The 26207-nt window shown below is 45.2% G+C and carries 19 protein-coding genes; 6 read left to right on the forward strand and 13 right to left on the reverse strand.

What is annotated here, in order from left to right; all coding sequences use genetic code 11:
• Positions 1-36: 36 nt before the first annotated feature.
• From AC4MBN_RS01255 to AC4MBN_RS01280, 6 genes are all read right to left on the reverse strand, one after another.
• Positions 37-354 carry a hypothetical protein gene (locus AC4MBN_RS01255; RefSeq protein ID WP_034703563.1) on the reverse strand — a complete coding sequence of 106 codons (318 nt, stop codon included), beginning with the start codon at positions 352-354 and terminating at the stop codon, positions 37-39.
• Between the two features lie 61 nt (positions 355-415).
• A complete protein-coding gene (locus tag AC4MBN_RS01260) occupies positions 416-1492 on the reverse strand; it encodes a patatin-like phospholipase family protein (protein WP_491880519.1) in 1077 nt (358 codons plus the stop codon).
• 587 nt (positions 1493-2079) lie between these two features.
• Positions 2080-3699, reverse strand: coding sequence for an ABC1 kinase family protein (locus AC4MBN_RS01265; RefSeq protein WP_180031125.1), 1620 nt, complete (start codon positions 3697-3699; stop codon positions 2080-2082).
• A gap of 12 nt (positions 3700-3711) precedes the next feature.
• The gene (locus tag AC4MBN_RS01270) at positions 3712-4425 is read right to left on the reverse strand and encodes a ubiquinone biosynthesis accessory factor UbiJ (RefSeq protein WP_491880520.1); all 714 of its coding nucleotides are present in this window, start codon (positions 4423-4425) and stop codon (positions 3712-3714) included.
• Positions 4426-4439: 14 nt separating this feature from the next.
• Entirely contained in the window at positions 4440-5384 is a 945-nt protein-coding gene (gene ubiE, locus AC4MBN_RS01275) for a bifunctional demethylmenaquinone methyltransferase/2-methoxy-6-polyprenyl-1,4-benzoquinol methylase UbiE (RefSeq protein ID WP_005232491.1), read from the reverse strand.
• Positions 5385-5643: 259 nt separating this feature from the next.
• On the reverse strand, positions 5644-6348 hold the full coding sequence (locus AC4MBN_RS01280) for a DUF8198 family protein (RefSeq protein ID WP_491880521.1): 705 nt from the start codon (positions 6346-6348) through the stop codon (positions 5644-5646).
• A 206-nt stretch (positions 6349-6554) separates the two neighbouring features.
• Between AC4MBN_RS01280 and pap the strand changes: the two genes are divergently transcribed.
• Positions 6555-7976 (forward strand): polyphosphate:AMP phosphotransferase, encoded by a 1422-nt coding sequence (gene pap, locus AC4MBN_RS01285; protein WP_419363831.1) that lies wholly within the window; start codon positions 6555-6557, stop codon positions 7974-7976.
• Between the two features lie 48 nt (positions 7977-8024).
• Here pap and AC4MBN_RS01290 read toward each other — a convergent pair whose 3' ends face one another.
• Positions 8025-8528 (reverse strand): hypothetical protein, encoded by a 504-nt coding sequence (locus AC4MBN_RS01290; protein WP_004781723.1) that lies wholly within the window; start codon positions 8526-8528, stop codon positions 8025-8027.
• A 178-nt stretch (positions 8529-8706) separates the two neighbouring features.
• Here AC4MBN_RS01290 and AC4MBN_RS01295 point away from each other — a divergent pair, with 178 nt between their 5' ends.
• The 5 genes from AC4MBN_RS01295 to pnp all read left to right on the forward strand — a co-directional run bounded on the left by AC4MBN_RS01295 (position 8707) and on the right by pnp (position 21879).
• On the forward strand, positions 8707-12417 hold the full coding sequence (locus AC4MBN_RS01295; RefSeq protein ID WP_491880522.1) for an exodeoxyribonuclease V subunit gamma: 3711 nt from the start codon (positions 8707-8709) through the stop codon (positions 12415-12417).
• Complete coding sequence (locus AC4MBN_RS01300) at positions 12417-16535, forward strand: UvrD-helicase domain-containing protein (protein ID WP_491880523.1); 4119 nt, start codon at positions 12417-12419, stop codon at positions 16533-16535. The genes AC4MBN_RS01295 and AC4MBN_RS01300 overlap by 1 nt, the downstream gene beginning before the upstream one ends.
• A gap of 71 nt (positions 16536-16606) precedes the next feature.
• Entirely contained in the window at positions 16607-18379 is a 1773-nt protein-coding gene (gene recD, locus AC4MBN_RS01305; protein ID WP_491880524.1) for an exodeoxyribonuclease V subunit alpha, read from the forward strand.
• 893 nt (positions 18380-19272) lie between these two features.
• Positions 19273-19542 (forward strand): 30S ribosomal protein S15, encoded by a 270-nt coding sequence (rpsO, locus tag AC4MBN_RS01310; RefSeq protein WP_004637724.1) that lies wholly within the window; start codon positions 19273-19275, stop codon positions 19540-19542.
• A 249-nt stretch (positions 19543-19791) separates the two neighbouring features.
• A complete protein-coding gene (pnp, locus tag AC4MBN_RS01315) occupies positions 19792-21879 on the forward strand; it encodes a polyribonucleotide nucleotidyltransferase (protein WP_491876865.1) in 2088 nt (695 codons plus the stop codon).
• Between the two features lie 162 nt (positions 21880-22041).
• Here pnp and AC4MBN_RS01320 read toward each other — a convergent pair whose 3' ends face one another.
• The 6 genes from AC4MBN_RS01320 to hslO form a co-directional block, all read right to left on the reverse strand.
• Positions 22042-22305, reverse strand: coding sequence for an HP1242/YdcH family protein (locus AC4MBN_RS01320; RefSeq protein WP_004781728.1), 264 nt, complete (start codon positions 22303-22305; stop codon positions 22042-22044).
• A gap of 93 nt (positions 22306-22398) precedes the next feature.
• Complete coding sequence (locus AC4MBN_RS01325; protein WP_004781729.1) at positions 22399-22728, reverse strand: chaperone modulator CbpM; 330 nt, start codon at positions 22726-22728, stop codon at positions 22399-22401.
• Positions 22729-23239: 511 nt separating this feature from the next.
• Positions 23240-23701, reverse strand: coding sequence for a DUF2147 domain-containing protein (locus AC4MBN_RS01330; protein WP_419375055.1), 462 nt, complete (start codon positions 23699-23701; stop codon positions 23240-23242).
• Between the two features lie 188 nt (positions 23702-23889).
• Positions 23890-24351, reverse strand: coding sequence for a DUF2147 domain-containing protein (locus tag AC4MBN_RS01335; protein WP_491880525.1), 462 nt, complete (start codon positions 24349-24351; stop codon positions 23890-23892).
• Positions 24352-24628: 277 nt separating this feature from the next.
• Complete coding sequence (locus AC4MBN_RS01340; protein ID WP_491880526.1) at positions 24629-25078, reverse strand: DUF2147 domain-containing protein; 450 nt, start codon at positions 25076-25078, stop codon at positions 24629-24631.
• Between the two features lie 214 nt (positions 25079-25292).
• Entirely contained in the window at positions 25293-26168 is an 876-nt protein-coding gene (gene hslO / locus AC4MBN_RS01345; protein WP_159123419.1) for an Hsp33 family molecular chaperone HslO, read from the reverse strand.
• Positions 26169-26207: the final 39 nt, after the last annotated feature.

The raw sequence follows: 26207 nt of genomic DNA on the forward strand, positions 1-26207 counted from the left end.
AAAAAGCCTCCCAATCGGGAGGTTTTTTATTTTGGATTAACTATTAATAATCGGAACAATCCAGCTGGTAATAATCAATAAAATACCCAGATGTCCCAGTTTACGTGTCACATAAACCAGTTTAGACGGTGGTTGTTCCAGCTGTTTGGCATACTCTTCCATGGTGATGCCTTGTTTGCCTTTACTGGTATATAAAAACACACCCAAATCCAGACAGATCAGAATGGTGCCAATATCTGCCACCAGTTCCATCAGCTCAAATTGCTGTGTATACAGCGACATGGTAACGCTATAAATCAGATAAAGTCCAAAGGCTATACATGCATATTGCAGGATCACTAAAAATTTCTGCATAAATCTCAACAGTTCAAAAAATTAAGGCAATTATACAAACAATTCGGACAGACTGCGCCCATTACAGACTTTGCATCACATCGGCAAAATTCTGCTTCTCGACTAGTTCCAGAAATTCATCTCCCAAGCGCTGACTTTCTGCAATACATTGCTTCCAGAGCTGAATCCGCTGGGCTTGATCTAAACCCTTCAAAGTGAAGTCCTTACGATCTGGTAAACGACCCAAAGGCAAACTTTGCAGATATTCCTGAGAGGGTGAAATTAGCAAAGTTCGTGCCTGATTTTCCGGGCTTGCCGTGCGTTTAAACAGTTTATCGAACCAGCCGGGAGTAATGCTGTCAGTAAAATGCGGATACAGCACGATGCCTTTGCTCTGAAACGGCAGGTCAATATGATAGTCAATCAAGCCACCATCACGATAATAACCTTGTGGTGCATCTGGAATATTATTGACCGCTGCCATCACGCCTGGAATAGAAGCAGAGGCCATCAGCCAGGACAAAACACTTTGCTCAGTCAAGGCATGATAATGTGTGGTAAATCCATCATCGGCAATTTTAAACTGTTCACCTGTATTCGGCTGGCTGATCACACGTTGCATAAAATGGCGGCTATGTTTACGCGCTACAGCGGTAGTTCCCACAATGCCAGCTACAGAGGCGAGTAGGGGGAGCGCCTTGTCACTCTGGAAAATGTGCTGGGCTTTAATCGATAGTACCGTCAAATGATAATCCGGATGATTCACCAGATCGGTTTCTTTGCCTTGTACCAGATCCAGCAGCATACCACGACAGACGTCACTGACTTCTTGGCGAGTCATTTTCTTGTGAAAGTACAGATGGGTATACAAGTCGGCAAGACGTTCAGTGCCTGCTTTGGCTCCCCACGCCGCGACACTGGCAAAACGCCAGCTACCAATGGATGAACCGACTAAGGTTCTACGCTGAGGAGCACGTGGGAAAAACTCGCCAAAAATAGCCTGATCCAGTCCCTGAATACCAATACCTTTGGGTCCACCTGCGGCACCTGGCACGATATCAATCTGTTCGGGTTGCAAACCTTCTTTCAAAATCAGCTCACGAGCCTGATGCCCAGCGCGGATTTTCAGAGCAGGCGCATGTTTTTGTAAAATCTGCATAAAGGTTCAACCCATATTTGGCCAATGAGGACATATTTTAAGCATTTGGTCACAGAGCCCAATGGCAAGATGTACCCTAAGGTGACTTAAGAGTCATGGCATCGGGTTAATATAAGTCAGCATAAGTTTTTTATTACGTGAGCGTATTAGAGCAAGACTTGAGCTCACAAGAATTAAGGTCGACATCGGGTAATTTGCAACAGTATAGTTATTGATCAAATAAAAACTAAACCCACAAAAAATCCATACTGCCAAAACTACTATGAGTTTTTGCTGCTTTATGAGAAATAAGCAGAAGAGGGGCATGAAATTGAATAGCGTCATCAGCCAAAAGGATGGGCTATTGATCATGCGGAATGATATTGAGTCGGTAGTGGGTATCTCAGTTAGCCATCGAAATCTATAGTTGAGATAAGTTATCAAGTCTAAGAGGGGTAAGAAACTATAAAGCAAACTATACAAAAAGGCCGACAAAGATTTTTCGCGATAAATAGCCCATAAAAAGCTATATTTCATTTGGATATTCTTGTTTTATTTTTTCAATAATTTAAGCATAAAAAAGCCTGACGAATCAGGCTCTTTAAAAATTATTTCGCAATCCGCCAGACAGCAAGTATGCTTGCCAGCACAATCAGAATCACTGACACAAACCATGGTGAAATAATCGCAATCGAAAGCAGAATGGCCATGATGCTGCCAAAAATCCAGCTACGTTTTTGCTGATGTTCCATTTGCAGGCGCATGCTTTGTAATTCATTGAGCTGTTTGGCATGCCAGGCGGACTGGTTTTTCAGACCATTCAGGCTGTCGATCATCAGGGTCGGTAAATCCTGCGCACCCAAAAGCAGATCCGGGATTTTTTGTCCCAGTTCTTTAATATTCTTTTGCGGATTCATCTGGGCTTTGACCCAATCGGTGAGGATTGGTTTAGCCAGGCTCCAGATATCCAGCTCAGGATACAAGTCTGTTCCCAGACCTTCCACATGTACCAATGTTTTCAGTAACAACATCAGTTGTGGCGGGATCTCCAGATGGAAACGACGGGCGATGTCCATGACCTGAATCAGAATCCCGGCAAAATCCAGCTCATGCATCGGCTTGGAGACCATTGGACCCACGGTACGACGCATTTCGCGTGCTAGCGCGTCCTGATCGGTACCCGGTGGAATCCAGCCGGCCTGATGCACAATCTGAATCAGCTGCATGAAGTCGCTGTTCATGACCGCCAGCAGCATACGTGCTACGGTCATCTGGTCATGCTTAGACAGCTCTCCCATAATCGCACAGTCCAGCGCAATAAAGCGCGGATTGGCCGGATTGATAGTTTCGACAAAGACATTGCCTGGATGCATGTCCGCATGGAAGAAGTTGTCACGGAAGACCTGAGTAAAGAAAATCGTCAGACCTTTACGTGCCAGATCCGCACGGTCCATACCCAGTTCATCAAAGGTGGCAATATCCGAAATCGGAACACCGGTAATCCGTTCTGCTACCAGCACGTCCTTACTGTCCATATAAACTTCAGGAACATACATCATGCTGGAGCCAGTGAAGTAATGACGCATACGGCGGGTATTGTCTGCTTCCAGCGTCAGGTCCAGCTCATTCAGAATGATCTGGCGATAGTCCTGAATAATTTCAGACAAGTGTAAAGCACGCGCTGCTTCCAGACGCTTTTCCAGAAAATCACCCAGCCAGCTTAGAATCTCAAAATCCTGCAAGATCTGTTGACGAATATTGGGGCGGGTCACTTTGACCACTACTTCACGGCCATCATGCAGGGCTGCAGTATGCACCTGTGCAATCGAAGCGGCTGCCAGTGGCTGAACATCAAATCGGGCGAACAGGGTATTTACATCGGCTTTTAATGATTCCTGAATACGCATCTTGGCGACATCATTATCAAAAGGCTTAACCTGATCCTGTAACAGGACCAGTTGTTGCAGCACTTCAGGCGGAATCAGGTCACGACGGGTCGAAAGCAACTGACCCAGCTTGATTGCCAGAGGTCCCATTTCTTCCAGTGCCAGTTTCAGCTTGAGCGGGTTTTTACGCTCACGGCTGGACCAGGCTGCCGGATGCATACGGATCAAAGATAAAATATGTCGGGCTTTCTCAGGAAGTTCTTCCGCAGGAAACAACGTGTCGAGTCTATAGTGCGCGGCGATGCGCCAAAGTTCGAGTAAACGTGAAACATGCGGAATCATAAAGCGGTGTACCTAGTATTGAGAAGGAATATGAGGTGTAGCAGGAGTAAATGGCTGATCAGTAGAATCGTCAGATTCAATCTGTGCCTGAAGCTGACGGATTTTGGCTTCGACGCGATCTAAATTCTGGTTCAGGATACGGGTATCCTGATTCAGGTCATCCATTTGCCAGCGCGGGGCAAAGAGACCACTATCTTCTTTCAGGGCATCTTCAGCGAAAAATAATTGACTTTGTAAAGTGCGTTTTAAATGCTTTGGAGCCAGCTGCAACTTGCCAATTTCATGTGCCAGAGCAGGGCCAATCCAGGGACTTAAATGCGCCGCCAGATCAAATTCAGCCTGCTGCATGATGCGCTGGATTTCTTGCAGAAGTTTGTAGTCGCCTTGCAGCGGAATATTACCGACTTCATTAGCAAGCAGCAGCTTGAGCAGCTCTACGACATTGCTCACCTGTAGCGTCGCCGTTGCTTCAGGAGTTTGAGCATTATTGGCTTCATAAGGGCGCTGTTCAAAAATCGAAGAGTCTTCAGTATGGCCGGTTGGCGTTGGTTCCAGACGAACCTTGCCCTCATCAAAGAAGACATCGATGGACAGCTGCGGTGAGGCAATGACCACCCGCAGCATTTTGCCGGCCAAAGCATTGAGCTGAATGCGGGTAATCGCATCCAGATCAATCATATGATGAATCAGGCGTTCAACGGCACCGAGTGCAAGAAGTGACCACATATCGGGTACGACCCTTAAAGCTTGAAGCCACGGTGAACGGCAACGATACCGCCGGTCAGGTTGTGGTAATCACAGTTCTGGAAGCCAGCATTTTCCATCATGCCTTTTAAAGTACGCTGGTCTGGATGCATACGGATTGATTCAGCCAGGTATTTATAACTTTCTGAATCATTCGCCACGATTTTACCCATGATTGGTAAAGCGGTGAATGAATACAGGTCATACAGTTTTGAGAATGGCTCAAAGACTGGTTTAGAGAATTCCAGAATCAGTAAACGACCGCCTGGCTTAAGCACGCGATACATCGCAGCCAATGCTGCATCTTTATCAGTAACGTTACGCAGACCAAACGAAATGGTCACCAGATCAAAGCTGTTGTCAGCAAATGGTTCTAGAGTTTCTGCATTCGCCAGAACGAAATCGACATTGGTACAGCCGGCATCAATCAGACGGTCACGGCCAACATTCAGCATGGATTCGTTAATATCAGACAGTACTACATGACCGGTAGGGCCCACTTCACGGCTAAATACTTTGGCCAAGTCACCTGTGCCGCCTGCAATATCCAGCACATGCTGGCCACGGCGTACGCCTGACATATTAATCGCAAAACGTTTCCATAGACGGTGAATACCGAATGACATCAGGTCATTCATGATGTCGTATTTGCTGGCCACCGAATGGAATACTTCAGCCACTTTTTGGGCTTTTTCGTCACTACTTACGGTCTTGTAGCCGAAGTGCGTGGTTGGACCGACGTTACCGGTATTGGCACCGCGTGGCAGGTTATATTTAGGGACAGTTCCAGTTACAGGCGTATCGGTCAGGCGTTGTTCTAGAGATTGTTGCTGACCTTGTGGAGCGCCTTGCGGAAGTGGGGTGGTTAAGAATGGGCTCACTTTGTCTGTCTGTTGTGCCGACTCGGGTGTAGGGGTAGGCGTTTGATTTTCATTCGACATTGGAGTCACTCCTAACATATCAATCGGGTTAATCTTGCATTGCCTGCATAATGACAGATTCTTGGATGTTATTCAGCAATCATGATGCAATTGTTATGAATAATATACAGAAAAATAGGAATATGGGCGGAAATCTTCACTGCCAGTGATCGAATAATTCATATGATTTATCACTGGCGATGGCCTGCCTAAAAACCTGAAAATATCAGGATCAGGCAGGACCGCAAGCCTTACTCATCATAGATGGGAAAGGAATCTATTATTGGAATGGTGCAGGATCGCCTGAATGCACCTTATCAATAATGCCACGTTCAATCGCAGTAAAGTCATGCACGAATTTTTCTGCCGATTTTAACGGTTTCATGGCCTGGAAACCGTCCTGCATAAACTCATACATCACCTGAAAATGATATTTATTGGCTGCACCTTTACACATCTTGAAAGCGGTATAAACCACAAAGGAACGCATATATTTATCCAGGCTAACACCTAGCTGATCCAGCAATGCCAGCTGTTTCAAGCGCACCTCACCCTGATCCAGTTTCAGATAGGTCACGCGCATCATTTCATCGGTCAGTGGTGTGTTGGCAGGATAATCCTCTAAAAGCTGGATTGCGACCTGTTCATCCAGTTGCACGGCCAAGATCGCCAGTTCTACGCCTGAGGTTCCGGTTTTCAGGGCATTTTCCGGAATCATTTTTTCTGCCTTGTGCGCATATTTCATCAGTCGGGCAATCTGTTCGGCCAGTGCGTCAAAGTCTGGGCCGCCATAGAGCCGATTCAGGAAATATTCGGCCATCAGCTGGTTATTTTTTTCAGAAAAATGCTGATGATGGCTGCGCTGCATCCGTGCCTTTTGCCATGCCTGCACATCCTGTAAACGGCTTAAAATTTCAGGCTGAGTGTGATACTTCAGCTGATAATACTGTTCTAAGAGTTCATCTAATCGGGCAAGTTTGGACATGTATTTTCAAATATGATTTTTCGATCTCAGAATCTTAGAGGGTGTGGCGCAATCTCGCTATGACAAATTGATCAATGATTCCTTATTTGAATGTCAATTTGCTGTTTAAACAGACAATCTAATCGTGTGAAAAACGTTGCTAACGCTATTTTTGCCTTCAAACTCCTCGCTATACTGCCCACAAGAATAAAAGATGAGGGATCTCCATGCGTACAGAAGAACAAAGTTTCCAGTTAATGGATGAAGACAAGCTATCCCTTGCGCTGATCAATGCCCAGTATGATCTAAGGAAAACCCAAGGTCAGAAAAATGGCAAAAGCCTGATTGTTCTGGTCAATGGAATTGAGCTGGCGGGTAAGGGCGAAGCAGTCAAACAGTTACGTGAGTGGGTAGATCCCCGTTATTTGCAGGTGAAGGCCGATCAGCCGCAAGTATTAGGAGAGAAACAGACCTTCTGGCAACCCTATACACGGTTTATTCCGGCCCAAGGCCAAATCATGGTTCTATTTGGCAACTGGTACAGCGATCTGCTCAGAACCACCATACAGACTGGTGCCATTGATGATGCCCAGTTTGATGCCTATCTGGAAGATATGCGTGTCTTTGAGCAGGATCTAAAAAATAACTATGTTGATGTGGTCAAGGTCTGGTTCGACTTGTCCTGGAAAGTGCTACAAAAACGCCTGGATCAGATTGATCCGAGTGAAATGCAATGGCACAAACTGCATGGCCTGGACTGGCGCGACAAAAAAAAGTACGACACCGTGCAGCGTTTGCGAGAGCGGTTTACTAAAGACGAAGACTGGCTGATCATTGACGGGGAAGATGAAAAACAGCGTGACCAGCAGTTTGCACAGCATATTTTGCAAGCTTTAAAACATTGTCCGAATCATCCGGTCCGGGCCAAGGGACGATGGAAACAGGCCAAAATTCCAGAATTATTGCAGCATCCTTCGCAAGAGCTTGCCAAGACAGAGGACTATAAGGCGGAACTGAAAAAACTGTCTCCTCAGGTGGCCAAGGCGCTGCGCTCAGACCCACGCAATGTGATTTTGCTGTTTGAAGGGATGGATGCAGCGGGCAAGGGTGGAGCGATCAAGCGGATTGTGAAAAAGCTGGATCCCCGTGAATATGAAATTCAGACCATCGGGGCACCGGAAAAATATGAACTGAATCGTCCTTATTTATGGCGTTTCTGGAACAAGCTGCAAACCGATGATGATATCTGTATCTTTGACCGCTCCTGGTATGGCCGGGTGCTGGTAGAACGGGTAGAGGGTTTTGCCAGCCCGGCAGAATGGCAGCGGGCCTATGATGAAATTAACCGATTTGAACAGAGCTTGATTAACCATCAAACCGTGATTATTAAATTCTGGCTGGCGATTTCCCAGGAAGAACAGGCCGCTCGTTTCAAGGCGCGTGAAGACACCCCGCATAAGCGCTTTAAAATCACCGATGAAGACTGGCGTAACCGGGAACGTTGGGATGATTATTTAAAAGCGGCAGCCGACATGTTTGAACGTACATCGACAGAACAGGCGCCATGGCACATTATCGCCACTGATGATAAAAACACCGCTCGGGTTGAAATTTTAAAAACAATTTTAAAGCAGCTTCAGGCAGATTAATCTGCCTGAATTTTGAAAAGTTTGGGGATAAAAAATGGGGCGGGAAATTTATTTGCTTTGAGCAATCTGTTTTTGCTGAATATTTTTTGCAGTACGATAGCAATCTTCAACATGTGCTTCAGCAATTTTTTTCATGACAAAATAACCGAGGCTCGCAGCTACCAGTTGACCACCGAGTGGAATGAATTTTGTGACTTGCTTTGTGATCACTTTCGCTGCAACATTGTTCAAAGATTTTTTGACTGCTGTACGTGCCACCACCAGACCGGAAAACTCGATTCCGCGTTTACGCAGTTCATTCCAGTGCACCTGTTTGGTTGCAGGATCAAACACACTGATCTGTTCAGGGGCCAGACCAAAGCGGGCATTGATCTCCGGAATCAGTTGCGACAGAATGCCGACATCAATGACCACGTCCAGAAATGGCACCGGAATCACAGCTGCTCCGGCAGAATAATAGGCACGTTTTTTGGTTAGCTCTAAGCACTCGTTGCGAATTCTGTCTAAATCTAAACTTGGATCGATACGATCTGGAATTTTGTCTAATTTCATGGGCATTACCTAAAGCTAGATGTTGTTTTTTTCTGTTCAAACATCAATAAGATGCTTTTTTCAAAGAACTTTTTTGACTGAAGTATGAGTTTTAAAGTGACATAGACAGTTCAGTAAGTATAGTAAATAATCTTTATCATTTTGTAGTACTGCTCCATCTCATTTTTCAGGGGAAACGATGGCAATTCATGTTATTCAGAGTCAACGCATTGATGTGCTTTTGGATAGTATGCTGCGTATCGTCAACCAGAGCGCAAAAAATCCCTTGGCCGTGTTACAGCCGCGGCATTTTATTGTACCGTCTCCTGCAGTCGAGGCCTGGCTGACCCAAAAAATTGCCGAGAAAAAGGGCATCAGTGCCAATACCCAGTTTCATCACCGGATCCGTGCCTTTCAGTGGACTTCCTATCAGTGGGTGCTGAATAACCCCAAAGAAGTTGAACAGATCCGTGAAGCCAATATTCCCCGAATTATTATTAAATGGCGGGTATTTCAGGCATTACGTAAATGTATTTTGCCTGAGCAGATTCCATTAGAGGTCGATCATCCGCTGTATTCGATTATCAAACGGATTTATGACAGCGCAGATCGTCTGGAACAGGGCACAGAGAAGCAGCTGAAAAAACAAAGCATGCTGTATTGGGTATCCGAACAGGTCTCGCGCCTGTTTAGCCACTATATGGATTACCGTGGCTATTGCGCGCGGAATTGCCCACCACAGGAATGTCGTTGTCCGACCAACTGGCTGGCGTCCTGGGGGCAGGATATTGCGCTCGATCTTGAGCAGATGATCTATATTCCTAAAGATGAAAATGGCCATGAAATTCCGGTGGCGGACTTCGTCAAGATTCAGGCACGTGAACTGGAAGCCTGGCAGCGCTGGCTGTGGCAGCATGTCTTTCAGGATGATTATGCCAAGATTCTGGACATCGAACAGATGTACTGGGAACGTCTAGAGAATGAAGATACCCAGGCACAGGCTTTAAAACGCTTACCACAACAGGTCGTGGTCTTTACCTTGCTAGAATTGCCACCGAGTCAACTGGATTTCTTGCGCCGTCTCGGTCAATACATCGATATTTATATTTTCCACTTTAACCCATCACAGGAATACTGGGCCGATAGTGTCGATCCGGACTGGAAAGCACGTTATGACCTTGGCGTGCAGGAACGTTTCATCAAGAAATTTGAAAAATCTCAGGGACGTTTGCCGACTGATATCGAAATCCAGCATTTCTTTACAGCCTTTCAGCTGAACTTTAATGCCGAAGACCGGGAATCGCGGCATCCACTGTTGACGCGCTTTGGCAAGCAGGCACGTGATCATTTCTCGTTATTGTCTAAACTGTCTTCAGGTGAAGAAGGTCTCTGGGCCGATGCTTTCGTCGATGAATATCAGGATAAGTTACTGGCCAAAATCCAGTCGGATATTCTGTACCTGCTGGAACCGGAAAAACACCAATATCCGCTCAAACCAGACGATGATTCGGTGCAGATTCATGTCTGCCATTCTTCACTGCGCCAGCTGGAAGTTTTAAAAGAACAGATGATTCACTGGCTGGCTCAAGGTACCGAAGATGTCCCACGTCAGCCGAGCGATATTCTGGTGCTGGCCCCGAACCTGAAAGAGCTGGAGCCGGCGATTCGGAGTGTCTTTGCACCCCCCCCACGAGAACGGGAAGGCAATAGCCAGCGTCTGCAAAAAGATAATCTATATTTACCGATTCAGATTGCCGGGGTGTCCCGACTCGATGTCAGCAATGCCTGGCGCGCGGTACTGGGCCGGATTCAGCTGGTGCATCGACGTTTCAGTATTGAGGATTTTGCCGACTGGCTCAGCCTGAATGCCACCCAGCAACTTTATGCGCTGGACTATACCCAAGTTGAGCGCATGTTACAGTTATTGGGTGAAGCGGGCTTTAAACGCGGTCTGGATCAGCAGCATTTACAGCAAAGCCTGACTGCCGGTGATGAAGACTACCGCTTCAGTTTTAAATTTGCATTGGATCGACTGGCACTCGGACTCGCAGTGCCAGAACATGTCCTGTTTCAGGACACCTTAAGTTATGCTCAGGTCTTGAGTAGTGATTTCCCTCTCATCTCGACTTTAATTCAGATTTATCAGGATCTGGTGCAGCGCCGTGACTGGCTGATTTTGCATGAACAGGGCCAATGTACCCCGGTAAAAACCTGGCTAGAATATCTGCGTGAAGATCTGAATGAATTCCGTGAAGCCGGGGTTGAGTCCTTAAAGACGGTTGCAGAGATTATCGACAAGCAGATGCGGATGCTGACGCTGGCCGATTATCACGATCAGGATGATCCGCAGGCCAGCCAGGAGCTGGTCGCCTTAAGTCTGCCATTGCCTTATGTACTGGAAGAAATTCAGAATACACTGGAGATGCAACTCGATCAGGCTGAACCGACCGGACAGATTACCTTTAGTCAGATCGGACAGATCCGTCCGTTGCCATATAAACTGGTGGTGATGCTGAATCTGGATACCGGTAAATTTCCGAGCCGGAATCAGCAGGTGCCATTTGACCTGATGGGCAGTCTGAAGCCGCAACTAGGGGATCGTTCCCGTCTGGATGATGACCAAGGCGCTTTTCTGGATGCATTGCTACTGGCGCAGGACAATTTATGGCTGTTCTATAATGGCTTTGATGTTGATGACGGGGAAGCGCGTGATCCATCCACTTCATTGCAGGAATTAATCCAGCATATTGCCTTGATTTGCCAGTCAGATCAGCCCGATGCTGAAGTCGATGAAACGGTTGAGATGAATAGTTTGAGTGTCGCCAAGCATATCCGTCAACTCTATCATGTACATCCATTACAGCCTTTTGACCCGATCGGTTATGTAGAGTCTCATACCCCACGTTATCAGACCCAGTGGTTTGCTGTGGCCGAATATATTCGCAGTGCAGAGGGCAAGCGCAGCAGCTGGATCAATGCCCATTATCCAGCACTGATGCAGAAAGAAATCCGGGTGCTGAAAGGGGATGAGTGGATTCGTGACATGATTTTCCCGGCACGTTTGTTCCTGAAAAGTGTCGGTATTTCCAGTGTGAGATATGCCGATCTGCCAAGTTCCCGAGAACCGTTATTGCTGAATAAACTGGAACAGTATCAGGTTCGTGATTTTCTGCTGCAACAGGATCAAGAGATTGAGCCACAGCTGATGCTGGACCGCTTGCCGGTGGGAAAAACTCAGGAAGCGACCTGGCTCAGCAGTCAGCAGGAACGGCAATCGCTAAAAGAACGTTTATTGCAGCTGAATAAAGAGCTGACGCCTGTTACTCAGCAAACTTGGCAATATAATCCTGAGCTGCTGATTCATATTACCTTGCCACAAGTACCGCACAGCAGTTACTGGCTCAGCATGCAGTCTTCCTCCGCTTCAGAAAAACGTCGGGCACAGGTCTGGCTAGAATATCTGCTCTGGTTGGCCTATCTGAATAATGATGAATTGTCTCCACAGCTGGAACGAATTGTCATTTTCAGTAATAAAACCCTGAAATTTTCCGGACTGCGTTCTAGTCAGGCACGTCATCATTTACAGGCCTGGCTGCAAGCCTGGGAAGTCGGACAGACCCAGCCGCTAGTACTGCCAGCCGAATTGCTGATGAAAAAGGCCTGGGAATGGACCGAAAATGAACAGGGACAAATCACTATTGCCGAGATGCAGGAACTGCTAAAGGCCTGGAACAACAGCTATGAAAGTGCCAAGCCTTTGGCCAGCGATGAATCCAGCCAGTTGCATCAGGACTGGCAGTTTATTTTGCAGGATCAGGACCCGGATCTGGCCTTGCAACGCTGTTGCCATGATTTTGCCCATGCGTTATATGCACCGATTCATGAACATCTGGAATGGATAAAAGAATAATGACCATGTTACCCAACCAGAACAAAAAGATTTCAACCAATCCGATTCAGGACATGCGCTTTAGCGGCCTGCACTGGATTGAAGCTTCGGCGGGAACCGGTAAAACCTATACCTTATCCAGCCTGATGGTACGGATTTTTCTGGATCAGTATTATCCGCATCAGGTCATTGCGACGACTTTTACTCGCAAAGCCACAGCTGAACTGAAAAACCGGGTGCGTCTCAGAATTGAAGAAACCTTGGCCTTTATTCAGCGTCATCAGGAGCTGAATTCGGTCGAAATCACCGCCAAAATCCAGACTGAATCGGATCCACTATTTCAGCAGGTATTAAAAGATTATGGCTCACGCATGGATTATGCCCGGCGCCGTCTGCGTCTGGTACTGAACCAACTAGATGAGCTGTTTGTCGGGACACTGGACAGCTTTAGCCAGAAATTATTGCGTGAATTTGCCTTTGAAAGCGGCAAGATTGAACGGGCGGAACTGACTGAAGATCAGGACCTGTATATCCAGCAGCTGATTCATGATGTACTACGAGAATGGATCCAGCAGCAGCCGCAATATATGGTCAATCACCTGTATCTGCAGAACCTGTTGAAACCAGTAGAACACTATACCGGGCTGGTCCGCGATGCTTTAAATTTCCGTGTGCAATACTTTCAGAAGGTAGAAAAAGTCGAATGGGATCTGGCTGAACTAGAGCACTGCATCCAGCGCCTGTTCAATGTACATGAACATGAAATTGAGATCATTCGGGAGTATTGTCAGAATTCTCCGAAGTATTTTCATAAAAGTTTTTTCACCAGATTAAGCGATGTCTGTGAAAACTTTATGACCTGGATGGCGGCACTGAAAACCAAAGGTGTGATGAGCTTTTTTGATCCAGAACTGCATACGATCTTATTGAATCTGTGTTATTTGCGCCGTAAAAAAACCGATTTTCAGCCGACGACACAAGTGTTTAACAAAAGCTGTCCGGAAGCAGAGCAGCAGCAGATTCTACAAAATAATCTGATTCAGGCCATTGATGGATTGTGTGAAGTCAAAGAGAAGATGGATGCCCAGTTGAAGCAGCTGATGACCTATCTTGAATATCATATTATTCGCAGTGTGCAGAACCGTCTGCCACAAACCCTGCAAAAACAGGGTGAAACTACATTTTCCCAACAAATTCGTACCCTGGCTGAAGCTTTACAGGGACAGCAAGGTCAGCGTTTTGCCCAGTTTGTACAGGCCCGCTATCCACTAATTCTGGTCGATGAATTTCAGGATACCAACCAGGATCAGGATGATCTGCTGGCTAAAATCTGGCGTGATCCGAATCGGGTCAAAGCCGGCTGTATGATCATGGTGGGCGATCCGAAACAGGCGATTTACGGTTTCCGTGGTGGCGACATGCTGACCTATAACAAGGCGCGTGCCGACGTGCGGCAAAAGCAGGGTCGTGAATACACCTTGATCCAAAACCATCGCTCGATAAAACCTCTGGTCGAGGTGGTAGACGCGCTGTTTCAACGCCAGATGGATTTTGGTGAGCAGGTGCATTACACCCTGATTCAGGCGGGAAGCCGGCTACATCCGGATTTAATCGATAAAACGCTGAATAATCCGCATCCATTACGCTGGATTCAGCTCGGTGAACAGGATGTTGAAGCCGATCAGGTAGTCTGGAAAATCCGCCAGTTATTGAATCAGTCTGAACAGCAGCAACTGTATTTCCAGCAGGGTGACAACGTTCAGCACTTAAAAGCGGATGATATTGCAGTCCTCAGTTTTGGCCATTATGCGCTGGAACAGGTTAAACAGCGTCTGCAACGCATGGGTATTCCCTGTTATAAGGAATCCAAGCAGAGCGTCTTTGCCAGCCCGGTGGCTCAGGATGTTGCAGCTGTTCTGACTGCGATTATGGAACCTTTTAATGAAGCCAAAGTTAAACGTGCCTTATTGACCCGTTTATTGGGCTTTAACCTGAAAAAGCTAATCGAACTGCAAGAGCAGAGTGAAGGTCTGAGCCGTTATATTGCTGATTTTGATGCCATCCGGGAAATGTGGTTTGAAAAAGGGTTTCTGACGGCCTGGAATTATGCTTTAAACCTGTTTCAGGTCTGGACCAATCTGGTTGCGAGCCAGAGCCTGGACAATGAACGGGTAGTGGTGAATTTACGTCATCTGACCGAAATTCTGTGCCAGCAAAGTGAATATTATCAGGGTGCTCAAAAGCTGTATCACTGGTATCTGCGTCAATTGCAATCACCTTCCGGCAAGGACAACGAAAAAGAACGCAAACTCTCTGGCGATCATGGGGTACAGCTCTTAACCATCCATGCTTCCAAGGGACTGGAATTCAAAGTCGTATTCCTGTTGGGTGCCGATGTACCTTTTGATGTAAATAAGGGGAATCTGAACTTTTCCCTGTCAGCTGCGGAAAATGTACTGGAACAATCCCGGGTGATTGCAGTTAATCATAAGGACTTGCATGAGCAGGCAATTTTGCAAAATGCAGCCCGGAATGCCGCAGAAAATCACCGGCTTTGGTATGTGGCACTGACCCGGGCCAGTCACCGGGTTTATGCCATGCTGCAAGATCAGAGCGGACAGGTGGATTCAGGCTTGGCATTCTGGCGTGGACAAGGTGAGGCGGTCTTTCAGCATGCCTTAAGTCTGCTGGAACCACCTCTGGCTTCTGAGCCGCCTAGAATTGTGGCACAACAGACAGACGCACCGTTACAGATGCAGGCTCATCCTTTACCGGAGCGCCAGTTCTATCCGCGGACTAAAACCAGTTTTACTGCACTATCACAGCATCTCCCGCATCAAGCGATATTGCAGGATGATCTGGTCATCGCTTCTGAACGTCTGGACAGTGCCGCAGATGAAATGAATCTGCTGGAACTGGAACAGCAATCAGCCAGTCAGCCACTGGACTGGATCAAGCTGAATTTTCCTAAAGGCACGGTGGCCGGAACTTTCCTGCACAGTATTTTTGAGCATATCGATTTTCAGGATCGCAGTTACTGGAATCTGGAAATCCGTCGCCGTTTTAAAAATACGGCGCCACAAATCTGGCAGGAACTAAAGGAGAAATTTCATCAGGCCTTTCATGTTCGTCCATTGTTACAGCAGGCATTTACTCCGGGCTATCAGACAGCCTGTGTGAATTTACAGACCCTGTTCAGGCAGATGGCTCGTCAAGGTCAAATGCAGCCGGAGAAATTGCAGCAGAGTATGCAAAAAGTACTCTCCAGCCTGAATTATAAAATCCTGACTGGAATTCGCCTGCATGATCAGAGTGAAGCTTATCGTCAGGAATGGCAGCAGTTTTTCCGTTCAGCTCAAACATTCGATCACTCTGAATGGTTGAACTTCTTAGGACAGTTTCAGCGCTATTTTACAGAACTGGATGATGAACCTTTTATCCAGTTTTTCGAACAGGAAATGGCGCAGATGACGCCTGCTGAGACAGCAGCGCAACTGGATGTAGAAGCCGTTTTTCAGCAGGCATTCGATCATTTCATTGATGAGATGATTGAAGATCTTCTGCTCAATCGGGTTCATGACTGGCTCAAAGAAATTCTGGCTGCACCCCTACAGGCAGAGTTCAGCTTGGAGCAGTTGCAGCAAGGCGCTTATCTGTCCGAATTCCCGTTTTACCTGTCTTTAACCGATGCGCCCTTACAGATTCGTCAGATCCAGCAACTGTTTGCCGAGCATGATATCCTCATGCCTGATTTTAATGAGGCAAAATCAGCACGCTATCTGACCGGGTCTATTGATTTGGTTTATTTTGATGGCCAGCGCTATCATATTGCCGATTATAAAAGCAATTTTCTCGGACCGGATCAGCAGCATTACACGGCTGAGGCCATCCAGCAGAATATGACTCACTCCAGTTACTGGCTGCAAGCGGCCTTATATCTGGTGGCATTGCATCGTTATTTAAGCGTGAACATGCAGGGGTATCACATACAGCAGCATCTGGGTGGGGCGACTTATCTGTATTTGCGCGGTATGAATGGTCAGGCTGAACAAGGTGCTTATCACTGGCAGCCCAGTCTGGAATTTATTCTGAAACTGGATGAAATTCTGGGCTATTTTGAGCAGAAAAAAACAGCATAATTTTGATGATTTATAAAATTTTAAGAGTTTAAACAGAAGATTATCCTGTGGATAACTTTGAGGATAACTGTGTGGAAAATGAGCAAATTCACGTGTCTCAGCAATCAGCCCATTTAATGGCCTGGATTGATTATCTATGTCAGCCACCATTCAGTTCGGCGACTTTTGATGCTGCCGCAAAAATGCTGATTCAGCAGCTCCTTGAAGCGATGCAGGAGGGCAATAGTTGTATTCCGGCCAGTGCCGAGCAAACCGCTCTATTGCATCATTTGGTGCTGGATCGGAGTCAGCAGGCTCAGGGTATTGCGCCCTTTATTTTTGAAAACCAGCAATTGTATTTATACCGCTACTGGCAGCTGGAACAAGCGGTCGCCACCCAGATCGCCCGGATCAAGTCACAAGCCATCACGCCAGTAAATTTAAGTGAGCGTGATCGTAACCTCCTGACAGATCCACAGCAAAAGCAAGCGCTGGAAATGGTCGCCAAGCAGGGGCTGAATATTATTACCGGTGGGCCAGGAACCGGTAAAACCTACACCTTGGCACATATGATTGCGGTGCTACATGAAGCCCTACCCAATATCCGGATTGCGATGGCTGCTCCGACGGGTAAAGCGGCGCAGCGGATGCAAGAGGCCTTGCAAAAAGCTCTACATAGTGAAAAGTTACACGCTTTTGAACTGGAGGCTTTAAAGCAGGTTCAACCCGTTACTTTGCACCGCTTACTGGGCTTGGGCCGGTTGGGACGCCCACGGTTTCATGCCAAGCAGCCTTTGCCCTATGATGTGATCGTGGTCGATGAAGCATCCATGCTGGACTTAAGCCTGTCACAGATGCTCCTTGCTGCAGTGCCAGATTCAGCCCGCTTAATTCTGTTAGGCGATGCAGACCAACTGGCCTCGGTGGATGTTGGCAATGTATTGGCAGACTTGCAGCAGACTTCTGTTCTGGCGGATAACCGGGTCAATTTAATCACGACGCGCCGTTTTGCTTCAGGCGCCCGGATTGGTGCAATGGCACACTTTATCCAGCAGGAGCATGTTCCAGCATCAGTTTTAAACCAGTTTGAACAGCAAGTGGTTGCTGCGAGTGAGCTGCAAGCGATTGCACTGGACCAGGTGGAAATTGACCAGCTGCAACTGCAATACCTGCCAGAACTAAACCCAACTACAGGTCTACAGTTAGATCAATATTATGATCAACTGATGTATGGCTATCAGGCTTATGCGGACGCGATCAAGCAGGCTCAGGATCAGACTGATTTCGAGCAATATGTGCAGCAGGCAATTCAGCACTTTGATCATTACCGGATTCTCACCGCAATCCGGCATGGTGATCTGGGTTTGAATAAAATCAATCAGCAGATTGAACAGCGTTTTCTAGCTAGTGTAGGCAAGTTAAAACAGGGCGACTGGTATACCGGCCGGCCAGTGATGATGACTTATAACGATTATCAGCTGGGTTTGTCCAATGGTGATATCGGGATCTGTTTCTGGAGAGAACAACAAGGACAGTCACAATTTGAAGTGTATTTCCCGAGTCTGGAAAAATGGGTGCTGGCGACCCGCCTGCCAAAAAGTATCGAAACAGCTTTTGCATTAACCATTCATAAATCGCAAGGTTCAGAATTTACTCATACGGCTGTAGTACTTGATCAACAGGCTAAAAATTTGCTGAGTAAGGAACTGATTTATACAGCGATTACTCGGGCCAAAAAAGTTGTGAGCTTGCTGGTAGATCGCGACGCGTTTACACAAGCACTATGTGTCAGAACCACACGAAAGAGTGGCTTAAGCGGAAAAATACTTGAACATTGCAACAATTTATTGGCAAAAAATAAATAACTTTTGTAGGTAAATGCTTACATGGATTCAGGAAATTGGCGCATGGAGCTTTTACTCGGTTTTTGAGAAGATTGGTCACACAAAAGAACTCAACACGGAAAGTTGGGTATAAATCGCATAATAAGAACAAGAATGTCACCAGACAGCGAACTTACAGTGAAGTAAGTGAAAGAGGAAACTTACAGCCGCTAAGCCTTGTAGTTTTGGGAGAGACTGCAAGGCTTTTTTATATCTGCCGTTAATGGAATTTTGCCGTAATCTTATAGAGCGATAAATTTGGCAGAATAAGTAAATTTAAGTAAATAGCGTAATCAAAAGATGTATAAGTGTAATATTTTGCAAATTTCCATGACAATTTTGTACGCAATGGCTTACAGCGAGTGAGGATAAATGCCTCTATGAGCATTTCGACAATATGGCAAAATCTACCACACAAGGAAGTTATTTTTAGTCAGGAAGATTTGAAAATAATAAAGCGTAAAACGCACTAAAAAAACAATAAATAAAAAATGATAATAGAAGAAACTACAGCGCGAAAAAGCCCGAGTTTACTCGGGCTTTTTTTTATCATTTATTTCTAAGCTCTACCAGAAATATTTTAAATATAAAAAGATCAGTTAATTTCTGCAGTTATCTAAATAGCTACTCGTAAGCCAGATCAGGTCCAATTCCTGAAATTATGTGTAAATTGAACCATATGGGATTTCTTCATATCAGCAAATAACCAAAGACATCTGGCAGCCGACACCATCAAAATTCATGATCTATTTTTGCAATCTGACGCAATTTCCCTTAAAATATGCAACTTGCTGTAGTGATGCACGGCAGTCAATGTATTGAATTCTCATTACTTTGATTTTTATCAAGATATATAAGCATCTCGGAGAAATCGAATGGCTTTAACAAACGCAGATCGCGCAGAGATCATTGCTAAATTCGCTCGCGCTGAAAACGACACTGGTTCACCAGAAGTTCAAGTAGCTCTTTTAACTGCTCAAATCAATGACTTACAAGGTCACTTCAAAGAGCACAAACACGACCACCATAGCCGTCGCGGTCTGATCCGTATGGTTAACCAACGTCGTAAGCTTCTTGACTACCTAAATGGTAAAGACCACGGTCGTTATGTTGCATTGATCGGTGCTTTAGGTTTACGTCGTTAATTCGATTTAAACTTTATTTTCGGGTTTATTGCATGCCTTGTGCTTTATTACTGAAAACTAAAGTCGGTTTAGCCTTTGGCTAGATCAGGGGAAGGGGCGAATGTTCGCTCCTTCTTTGTGTTTAAAAATAGTGTTTATTTCTGGTGAGGTCGGCTTCTAAGCTTTGTCATTTACCCGTCCATTTGGATGTGAATGCCAAACCTTAGGGGTCTCCACTAGAATAAAATCAGGAAAAAATAAAACATGTCGATGTTTAATATTGTTCGTAAAGAATTCCAATTTGGCCAACATCAGGTTGTCCTAGAAACAGGTCGTGTTGCGCGTCAAGCCAATACTGTATTGATTACCATGGGCGGCGTAACTGTATTAGTTGCTGTTGTTGCTCAGCCAACTGCTAAAGCAGGTCAAGACTTTTTCCCACTGACTGTTAACTATCAAGAAAAACAATACGCAGCTGGCCGTATTCCTGGTGGTTACGGTAAACGTGAAGGCCGTGCATCTGAAGCTGAAACTCTGATTTCACGTCTGATCGACCGTCCAATCCGTCCATTGTTCCCAGAAGGTTACTATAACGAAATCCAGGTCACTGCGACTGTTGTATCTTCTGACAAGACTATGGAAGCTGACATTGCAGCAATGCTGGGTACTTCTGCAGCACTTGCGATTGCAGGTACACCATTCCGTGGTCCAATCGGTGGCGCACGTGTGGGTTTGATCAACGGTGAATACGTTCTTAACCCGAACCATGAACAATTAAAAGAGTCTGATCTTGACCTAGTTGTTGCGGGTACTGAATCTGCGGTATTGATGGTTGAATCTGAAGCGAAAGAACTTTCAGAAGACCAAATGCTGGGCGCAGTATTGTTCGGTCATGACGAAATGCAAATTGCGATTCAAGCAATTAAAGAATTTGCTGCTGCAGCTGGTGCGAAAGAATCAACTTGGGTGGCTCCTGAGAAAAATGAAGAACTTAGTGCAAAACTGAAAGAAGCATTTGAAGCAAAAATCTCTGAAGCATATACCATTGCGGTGAAACAAGACCGTTATGCTGCACTTGATGCAATTCAAGCAGAAGCAATTGCTCAATTCGTTCCAGAAGGCGACGAAACTGGTCTTGCTGATGACGTAAACGAATTATTTGAAGAGCTTAAATACCGTACCGTACGTGACAACATCCTGTCTGGTAAACCACGTATTGACGGTCGTGATACCAAAACTGTTCGTGCCCTTGATGTACAGGTTGGTGTACTAGACCGTGCTCACGGTTCTGCATTATTCACACGTGGTGAAACTCAGGCATTGGTAACTACCACTCTGGGTAATACTCGTGATGCGTTGATGGTGGATACCCTTGCTGGTACTAAAACTGACAACTTCATGCTTCACTACAACTTCCCTGCATATTCTGTAGGTGAAACAGGTCGTGAGTCTGGTCCTAAACGTCGTGAAATTGGTCATGGTCGTCTGGCTCGTCGTGGTGTTCAAGCCGTGCTTCCAGCAGCTGACCGCTTCCCGTACGTGATCCGTATCGTATCTGACATCACTGAATCTAATGGTTCATCTTCAATGGCGTCTGTATGTGGTGCTTCTCTATCATTGATGGATGCCGGTGTTCCACTTAAAGCACCAGTTGCGGGTATCGCAATGGGTCTGGTGAAAGAAGGCGAACGTTTCGCAGTTCTTTCTGACATCCTGGGTGATGAAGACCATCTTGGTGATATGGACTTTAAAGTGGCGGGTTCTGCTAACGGTATTACTGCGCTGCAAATGGATATCAAGATCGAGGGTATTACCGAAGAGATCATGGAAGTTGCATTGAACCAGGCTTATGCAGGTCGTATGCACATCCTGAACGCGATGAATCAAGTGATTTCACGTGCTCGTCCAGAAATCTCTATGCACGCACCAACATTCCAAGTGATCAACATCAACCCTGACAAGATCCGTGATGTGATTGGTAAGGGGGGTGCAACGATTCGTCAAATCACTGAAGAAACTAAAGCTGCGATTGACATCGAGGATAACGGTACAGTACGCGTATTTGGTGAAACTAAAGCTGCTGCACAGGCTGCGATTGCAAAAATCCAGGCGCTGACTGCTGAAGTTGAGCCAGGTACCATCTACACAGGTAAAGTAATTCGTATCGTTGAATTTGGTGCATTCGTGAACATCCTGCCAGGTACTGACGGTCTGCTTCACATTTCTCAAATCTCTAACGAACGTATTGCCAACGTGGCTGACGTATTGAAAGAAGGTCAGGAAGTAAAAGTACAAGTTGCTGACGTTGACAACCGTGGTCGTATTAAATTGACCATGAAAGACATCGAACAAGTATAATTCGATGACTCTTTAAGTCTGAAAAAGCCCGCATCATGCGGGCTTTTTTATTTGGACAGATTCTTTATTTAAGAACCGAAATCATTTAATAATCACATTTTAAGTAAAACGGATGATTAAGCCTTGTATTGAAACACTCTTGGTTGAGAAAGCTGCTCTCATTCAGGTAAGCGGATCGGCTTCAGAGTTTTTCAGCATGCGATAAATCTCGTCTTTGAGTTTTAGTTTTTTGCGTTTAATCGCATCGATATCATCATTGATATGATTGACTGGATCGAGTTCCAGCTGGCTAATCTGTTTGTCCAATTCACTATGTTCCTCAAATAGTCGGGCAAAGTACGGATTTTCCTCGCGTAATTGCACAATTAAATCACGGTATTCTGGGAACATATATTTGATCTTTTTATTGCAGTCTTTGGTTTTCATAGGGATATTTATCACTCAAAAAATAAAAGAAAAAAGCAAAATATGCCCTAGTCCGCATTGATCTAACTCATGCAGACCGGACATTAAAGGGCATTACTTGAAATGCAGATGTTTCACCTCACGACGTAATTCCTGCACTTCATCAATGAGATCCAGCATCATGGCAACGGCACTAAAGGAAGCATCAAAATCACGCTGCAAACGGTAAGCGCGTTGTGCTCGAGTAATATCTTCCCCAAGGAAGGTACCTGGATGCGTTTTAGAACGGTTCGGCAAAATTCCATGTTCAATGAGTTGCATCACCCATTCCGGACTTTGGCCACATGCTTCAGAAAAGTGGAACAAATCAAAGGTACGATCATCCATGATTTCAGAGGGGATATAACCGTTGGAAAAGTTTTCTCTATATTGAATTGTAGTCATAGCTCTACTCCTTAAACAGCCAGGCTTGAGACATTCAGAAAGGAAGGTCGTCCTGAAGTAGGGGAATGCCATAATATTTTATGGCCGCTGCGCTGTGCCCTAACGGTATGGAATGCTAGTTGAACCAGCATCCTGCCTAGAAGAGGAACTCCTATCCTATGGAAATCCTGCTTGAACCTGAACAGCTCAGTCTGAGCAGGGAAACAAAGATCTAGGCGGGCATCTGTTTTTATAGTTTTATCTGTCATTTGCAAACCATCCGCTGTTTGCAACACACATTTACCCATGCCTATCAATTGAGGAATACATGTCGCATGAATACTCCGTTTCAGAGTCCTTAGCAGATTGGATTGCAGCTGAAGATAGATCATTGTGTGAATAAAAAATAACCGTCTTCAATTCATTATTATGAGTTTGGGCTAAGGGAAACAGTTTTTATTTGTACTTAATTGTTTCAAATCATAACCATTAAAAAAGCCCCTGAAACAGGGGCATGGAAAACTGACAAAAATTAGTATTTTATCCAGGTAACACTGCGTCCGATAACCGAAACGCCTACATAACCACGCAGGGTCAGGCGTTTGCCATTGGCGCTTAAACGTGCTTTACCTTTGTAAACTTTACCGCTGATTGGATCAAGTATCTTGCCATCATGGAATTCGCGAGGTTTTTTGGGGTCTGCCTTAAAATCCCAGATAAATGGTAAGCCAATAAATGGTTTATTCTTAAGCTGTCCTGGACATTTGCTACAGATTCCCAGTTTTTCTGCACCTGGCAGGCTACGGGTTTCTACGATAATTCCCTCATAGCTGCCATCTGGTTTTTTACGGATTTCGACATCAGCACGAGAATAACCGGATTGATCATCGATAGTCTTCCATTTCCCCAGTAGTGGATCTTCAGAAGCAAAGCTTAAACCTGCTGCTGTTGCCAATGTGATCCCCATCATTAAGCGATTTAAAATTTTCTTCATAACATGCCTGTTGATCAATGATTATTCGTATTAGATTTATTACTCTAATTTATTCATAAAATGTAACAAAATCAATAGTATAAAATGTGATGAGATTGGCATAAGATTAATGAATTCATGTGAAATATCACATGACGTAAAAATAAAAAAGCTCCTAAGGAGCTTTTCTTAATCATCTGAATTCGAAACTAGTTTTTAATCCAGGTCATATTGCGTCCGACCGGTGCACCTTCAGCACGGCTATGAATGGCGAGATGCCTGCCATTATTTTTCAGGCGGGCACGGGCCTGATAAAGCTGTCCAGAAACCGGGTCGAGCAGAGTGCCGTTGATAAATTCATTGCTATGGTCGGGATGACTGCTCAGTCCCTTAAGCATTGTGAGTCCGATGAGCGGCTGATCTTTCAATGCACCTTTACATAGAGTGCAAGTCTGCTGTCGAGCTGCCCCTGGAATCTCACGGACATGCACAATTTTGGCAATATAGCGGTTCTGAGCATCCTTACTAATCACCACATCTGCCAGGGAATAACCGGTACGGTCATCAATGGTTTTCCAGTGGCCAAGTAATGGGTCACTGTTGGCGAAAGCAGATAGACTGATGGCGCTTGCTGCTGTAAGAATGATAGAACAAAGCAGTTTGAATCTCATTGCCACATTACCCCATGCTATTGGAAATATATTTAATTTCTTAAAGGCATAAAAAAATTATGGGATTAATATAGCGTGAAAAATACACTAAATACTAGTCAATAATCATATTAAATTAAGAAAAATGAATATGAGTTAAAAATTACGTTCATTCATCCTGATGAGAATGAGTAATTATTTCCGTGATAAGGAATGGGAGAAAGATAATGATTTTAAGCTGTCCAAGCCTTTGATCTGGCCAGACAGCTTGCAGATGAGAATTTATAAAAAATGAGATTTATTCGACTTTCACCCAGGATACTGTACGTCCGAGCATGGGTGTACCTACATAGCCACGAAGCGTCAGCACATTGCCTCGGGAATTCAGAGTTGCCTTGCTTTTATAGATATTGCCGGTTAGTGGATCGAGAATTGATCCATTAACGAATTCATTTTTCTTTTCTGGATTTGGTTTTAGACCTGATAAGACAGATAGTCCCAGAATAGGTACGTCTTTCAGTGCCCCCTTGCATTTAGAGCAATGGGTATGTGCAGGACGATTTGGAATGGCATGGATACGAACAACTTTACCCTGATAAGTACCATCATTGAGTTTACTGATTTCAACATCAGCACGTGCATAGCCTGTTTTGTCATCAATGGCTTTCCATGTCCCCGTGATTTCGGCTGCATAGCTGAAGCTCTGCACAGTACATAACATCACACCCATTAAATATCGAAATTTCATTTAAAATCTTCCACTTATTTTTTGATTTTTTTACTTTGAAAATACCGTTGATCTTCTGATTCTATCGGTGTGCAAATTTTAATCATGTGGCAAGCTTGAAATTAAGTACACTTGTCTTTTTTTTATGAGAAATTTTGGTCAATATTTTATGAAAATATAAAATGAAAAAAGCACTCAATATTGAGTGCTTTTTCGAGTCGAACAGGGGCTGTTATTAACTGAGGTGTTCGCCAAACAAGCTCAGAGCTTCTTCAGCCGTAAAGATATAACGGCTATTACAGAACTGACAGTCCATCTCAATTGGATTCTGGAATTCTAAAGTTTCACGAACCGATTCTACACCAATCTGCTGTAAGGCAATCGCACAACGTTCTTTAGAACAGGTACAGCCAAACTGCAAATGTTCTACTTCTGGTAAGCGCACTTCTTCTTCGTTATATAAACGATAGAGAATTTCATTGGCATCCAGAGTGACCAGTTCTTCTGTTTTTAATGTTTCAGTCAGCATGGTCAGACGTGGCCATAAGTCTTCATCGACACGGCGTTGTTCTTCTTCACTGTTACGCGGTAGCAGTTGAATCAGCAAACCACCTGCACGATTGTTATCACTGGCCAGCACGATACGTGTCGGAATCTGGGCAGACAGGTCATAATATTGCATCAGACAGCCAGCCAGATTTTCCTGATCAAGCGGAACAATACCTTGATAACGTTCACCAAATTCAGGCTCGATATTGATAAACAGCACTGGATTAGTCAGTGATTTTAAAACTGTGCTGCTATCTTCTGCTGCCTGAAAATGCGGATCTTCTTCGTAATCCGCCAGTGCACGTACTTCACCGCGATGGTTACATTCAGCCATTGCCCATTTAAATGTGCCTGAAGCCTGAATTTGCAGGCTGATACGCCCTTTAATTTTCAGGGTACTGGCCAATAGTGCAGTGGCACTCAGCATTTCACCTAACAGGATTTTTACTGCAGGCGCATAGTCACGCTGGGCCAAAATTGTTTGTAAAGCTTCTTCAAGATGCACCACTTCACCACGAACAGGGCTATCTTCAATAAAAAAGCGTTGGCGTAAATCAGACATAAAATTCTCCATAACCCTGCTTTAATGGTGGCATTATTG

This window comes from Acinetobacter sp. CAU_H_60 (assembly GCF_058599385.1).

Coding starts and splice junctions, on each gene's coding strand:
- AC4MBN_RS01255 (WP_034703563.1), bottom strand. CDS start 354: ATGCAGAAATTTTTAGTGATCCTGCAATATGCATGTATAGCCTTTGGA.
- AC4MBN_RS01260 (WP_491880519.1), bottom strand. CDS start 1,492: ATGCAGATTTTACAAAAACATGCGCCTGCTCTGAAAATCCGCGCTGGG.
- AC4MBN_RS01265 (WP_180031125.1), bottom strand. CDS start 3,699: ATGATTCCGCATGTTTCACGTTTACTCGAACTTTGGCGCATCGCCGCG.
- AC4MBN_RS01270 (WP_491880520.1), bottom strand. CDS start 4,425: ATGTGGTCACTTCTTGCACTCGGTGCCGTTGAACGCCTGATTCATCAT.
- ubiE (WP_005232491.1), bottom strand. CDS start 5,384: ATGTCGAATGAAAATCAAACGCCTACCCCTACACCCGAGTCGGCACAA.
- AC4MBN_RS01280 (WP_491880521.1), bottom strand. CDS start 6,348: ATGTCCAAACTTGCCCGATTAGATGAACTCTTAGAACAGTATTATCAG.
- pap (WP_419363831.1), top strand. CDS start 6,555: ATGCGTACAGAAGAACAAAGTTTCCAGTTAATGGATGAAGACAAGCTA.
- AC4MBN_RS01290 (WP_004781723.1), bottom strand. CDS start 8,528: ATGAAATTAGACAAAATTCCAGATCGTATCGATCCAAGTTTAGATTTA.
- AC4MBN_RS01295 (WP_491880522.1), top strand. CDS start 8,707: ATGGCAATTCATGTTATTCAGAGTCAACGCATTGATGTGCTTTTGGAT.
- AC4MBN_RS01300 (WP_491880523.1), top strand. CDS start 12,417: ATGACCATGTTACCCAACCAGAACAAAAAGATTTCAACCAATCCGATT.
- rpsO (WP_004637724.1), top strand. CDS start 19,273: ATGGCTTTAACAAACGCAGATCGCGCAGAGATCATTGCTAAATTCGCT.
- pnp (WP_491876865.1), top strand. CDS start 19,792: ATGTTTAATATTGTTCGTAAAGAATTCCAATTTGGCCAACATCAGGTT.
- AC4MBN_RS01320 (WP_004781728.1), bottom strand. CDS start 22,305: ATGAAAACCAAAGACTGCAATAAAAAGATCAAATATATGTTCCCAGAA.
- AC4MBN_RS01325 (WP_004781729.1), bottom strand. CDS start 22,728: ATGACTACAATTCAATATAGAGAAAACTTTTCCAACGGTTATATCCCC.
- AC4MBN_RS01330 (WP_419375055.1), bottom strand. CDS start 23,701: ATGAAGAAAATTTTAAATCGCTTAATGATGGGGATCACATTGGCAACA.
- AC4MBN_RS01335 (WP_491880525.1), bottom strand. CDS start 24,351: ATGAGATTCAAACTGCTTTGTTCTATCATTCTTACAGCAGCAAGCGCC.
- AC4MBN_RS01340 (WP_491880526.1), bottom strand. CDS start 25,078: ATGAAATTTCGATATTTAATGGGTGTGATGTTATGTACTGTGCAGAGC.
- hslO (WP_159123419.1), bottom strand. CDS start 26,168: ATGTCTGATTTACGCCAACGCTTTTTTATTGAAGATAGCCCTGTTCGT.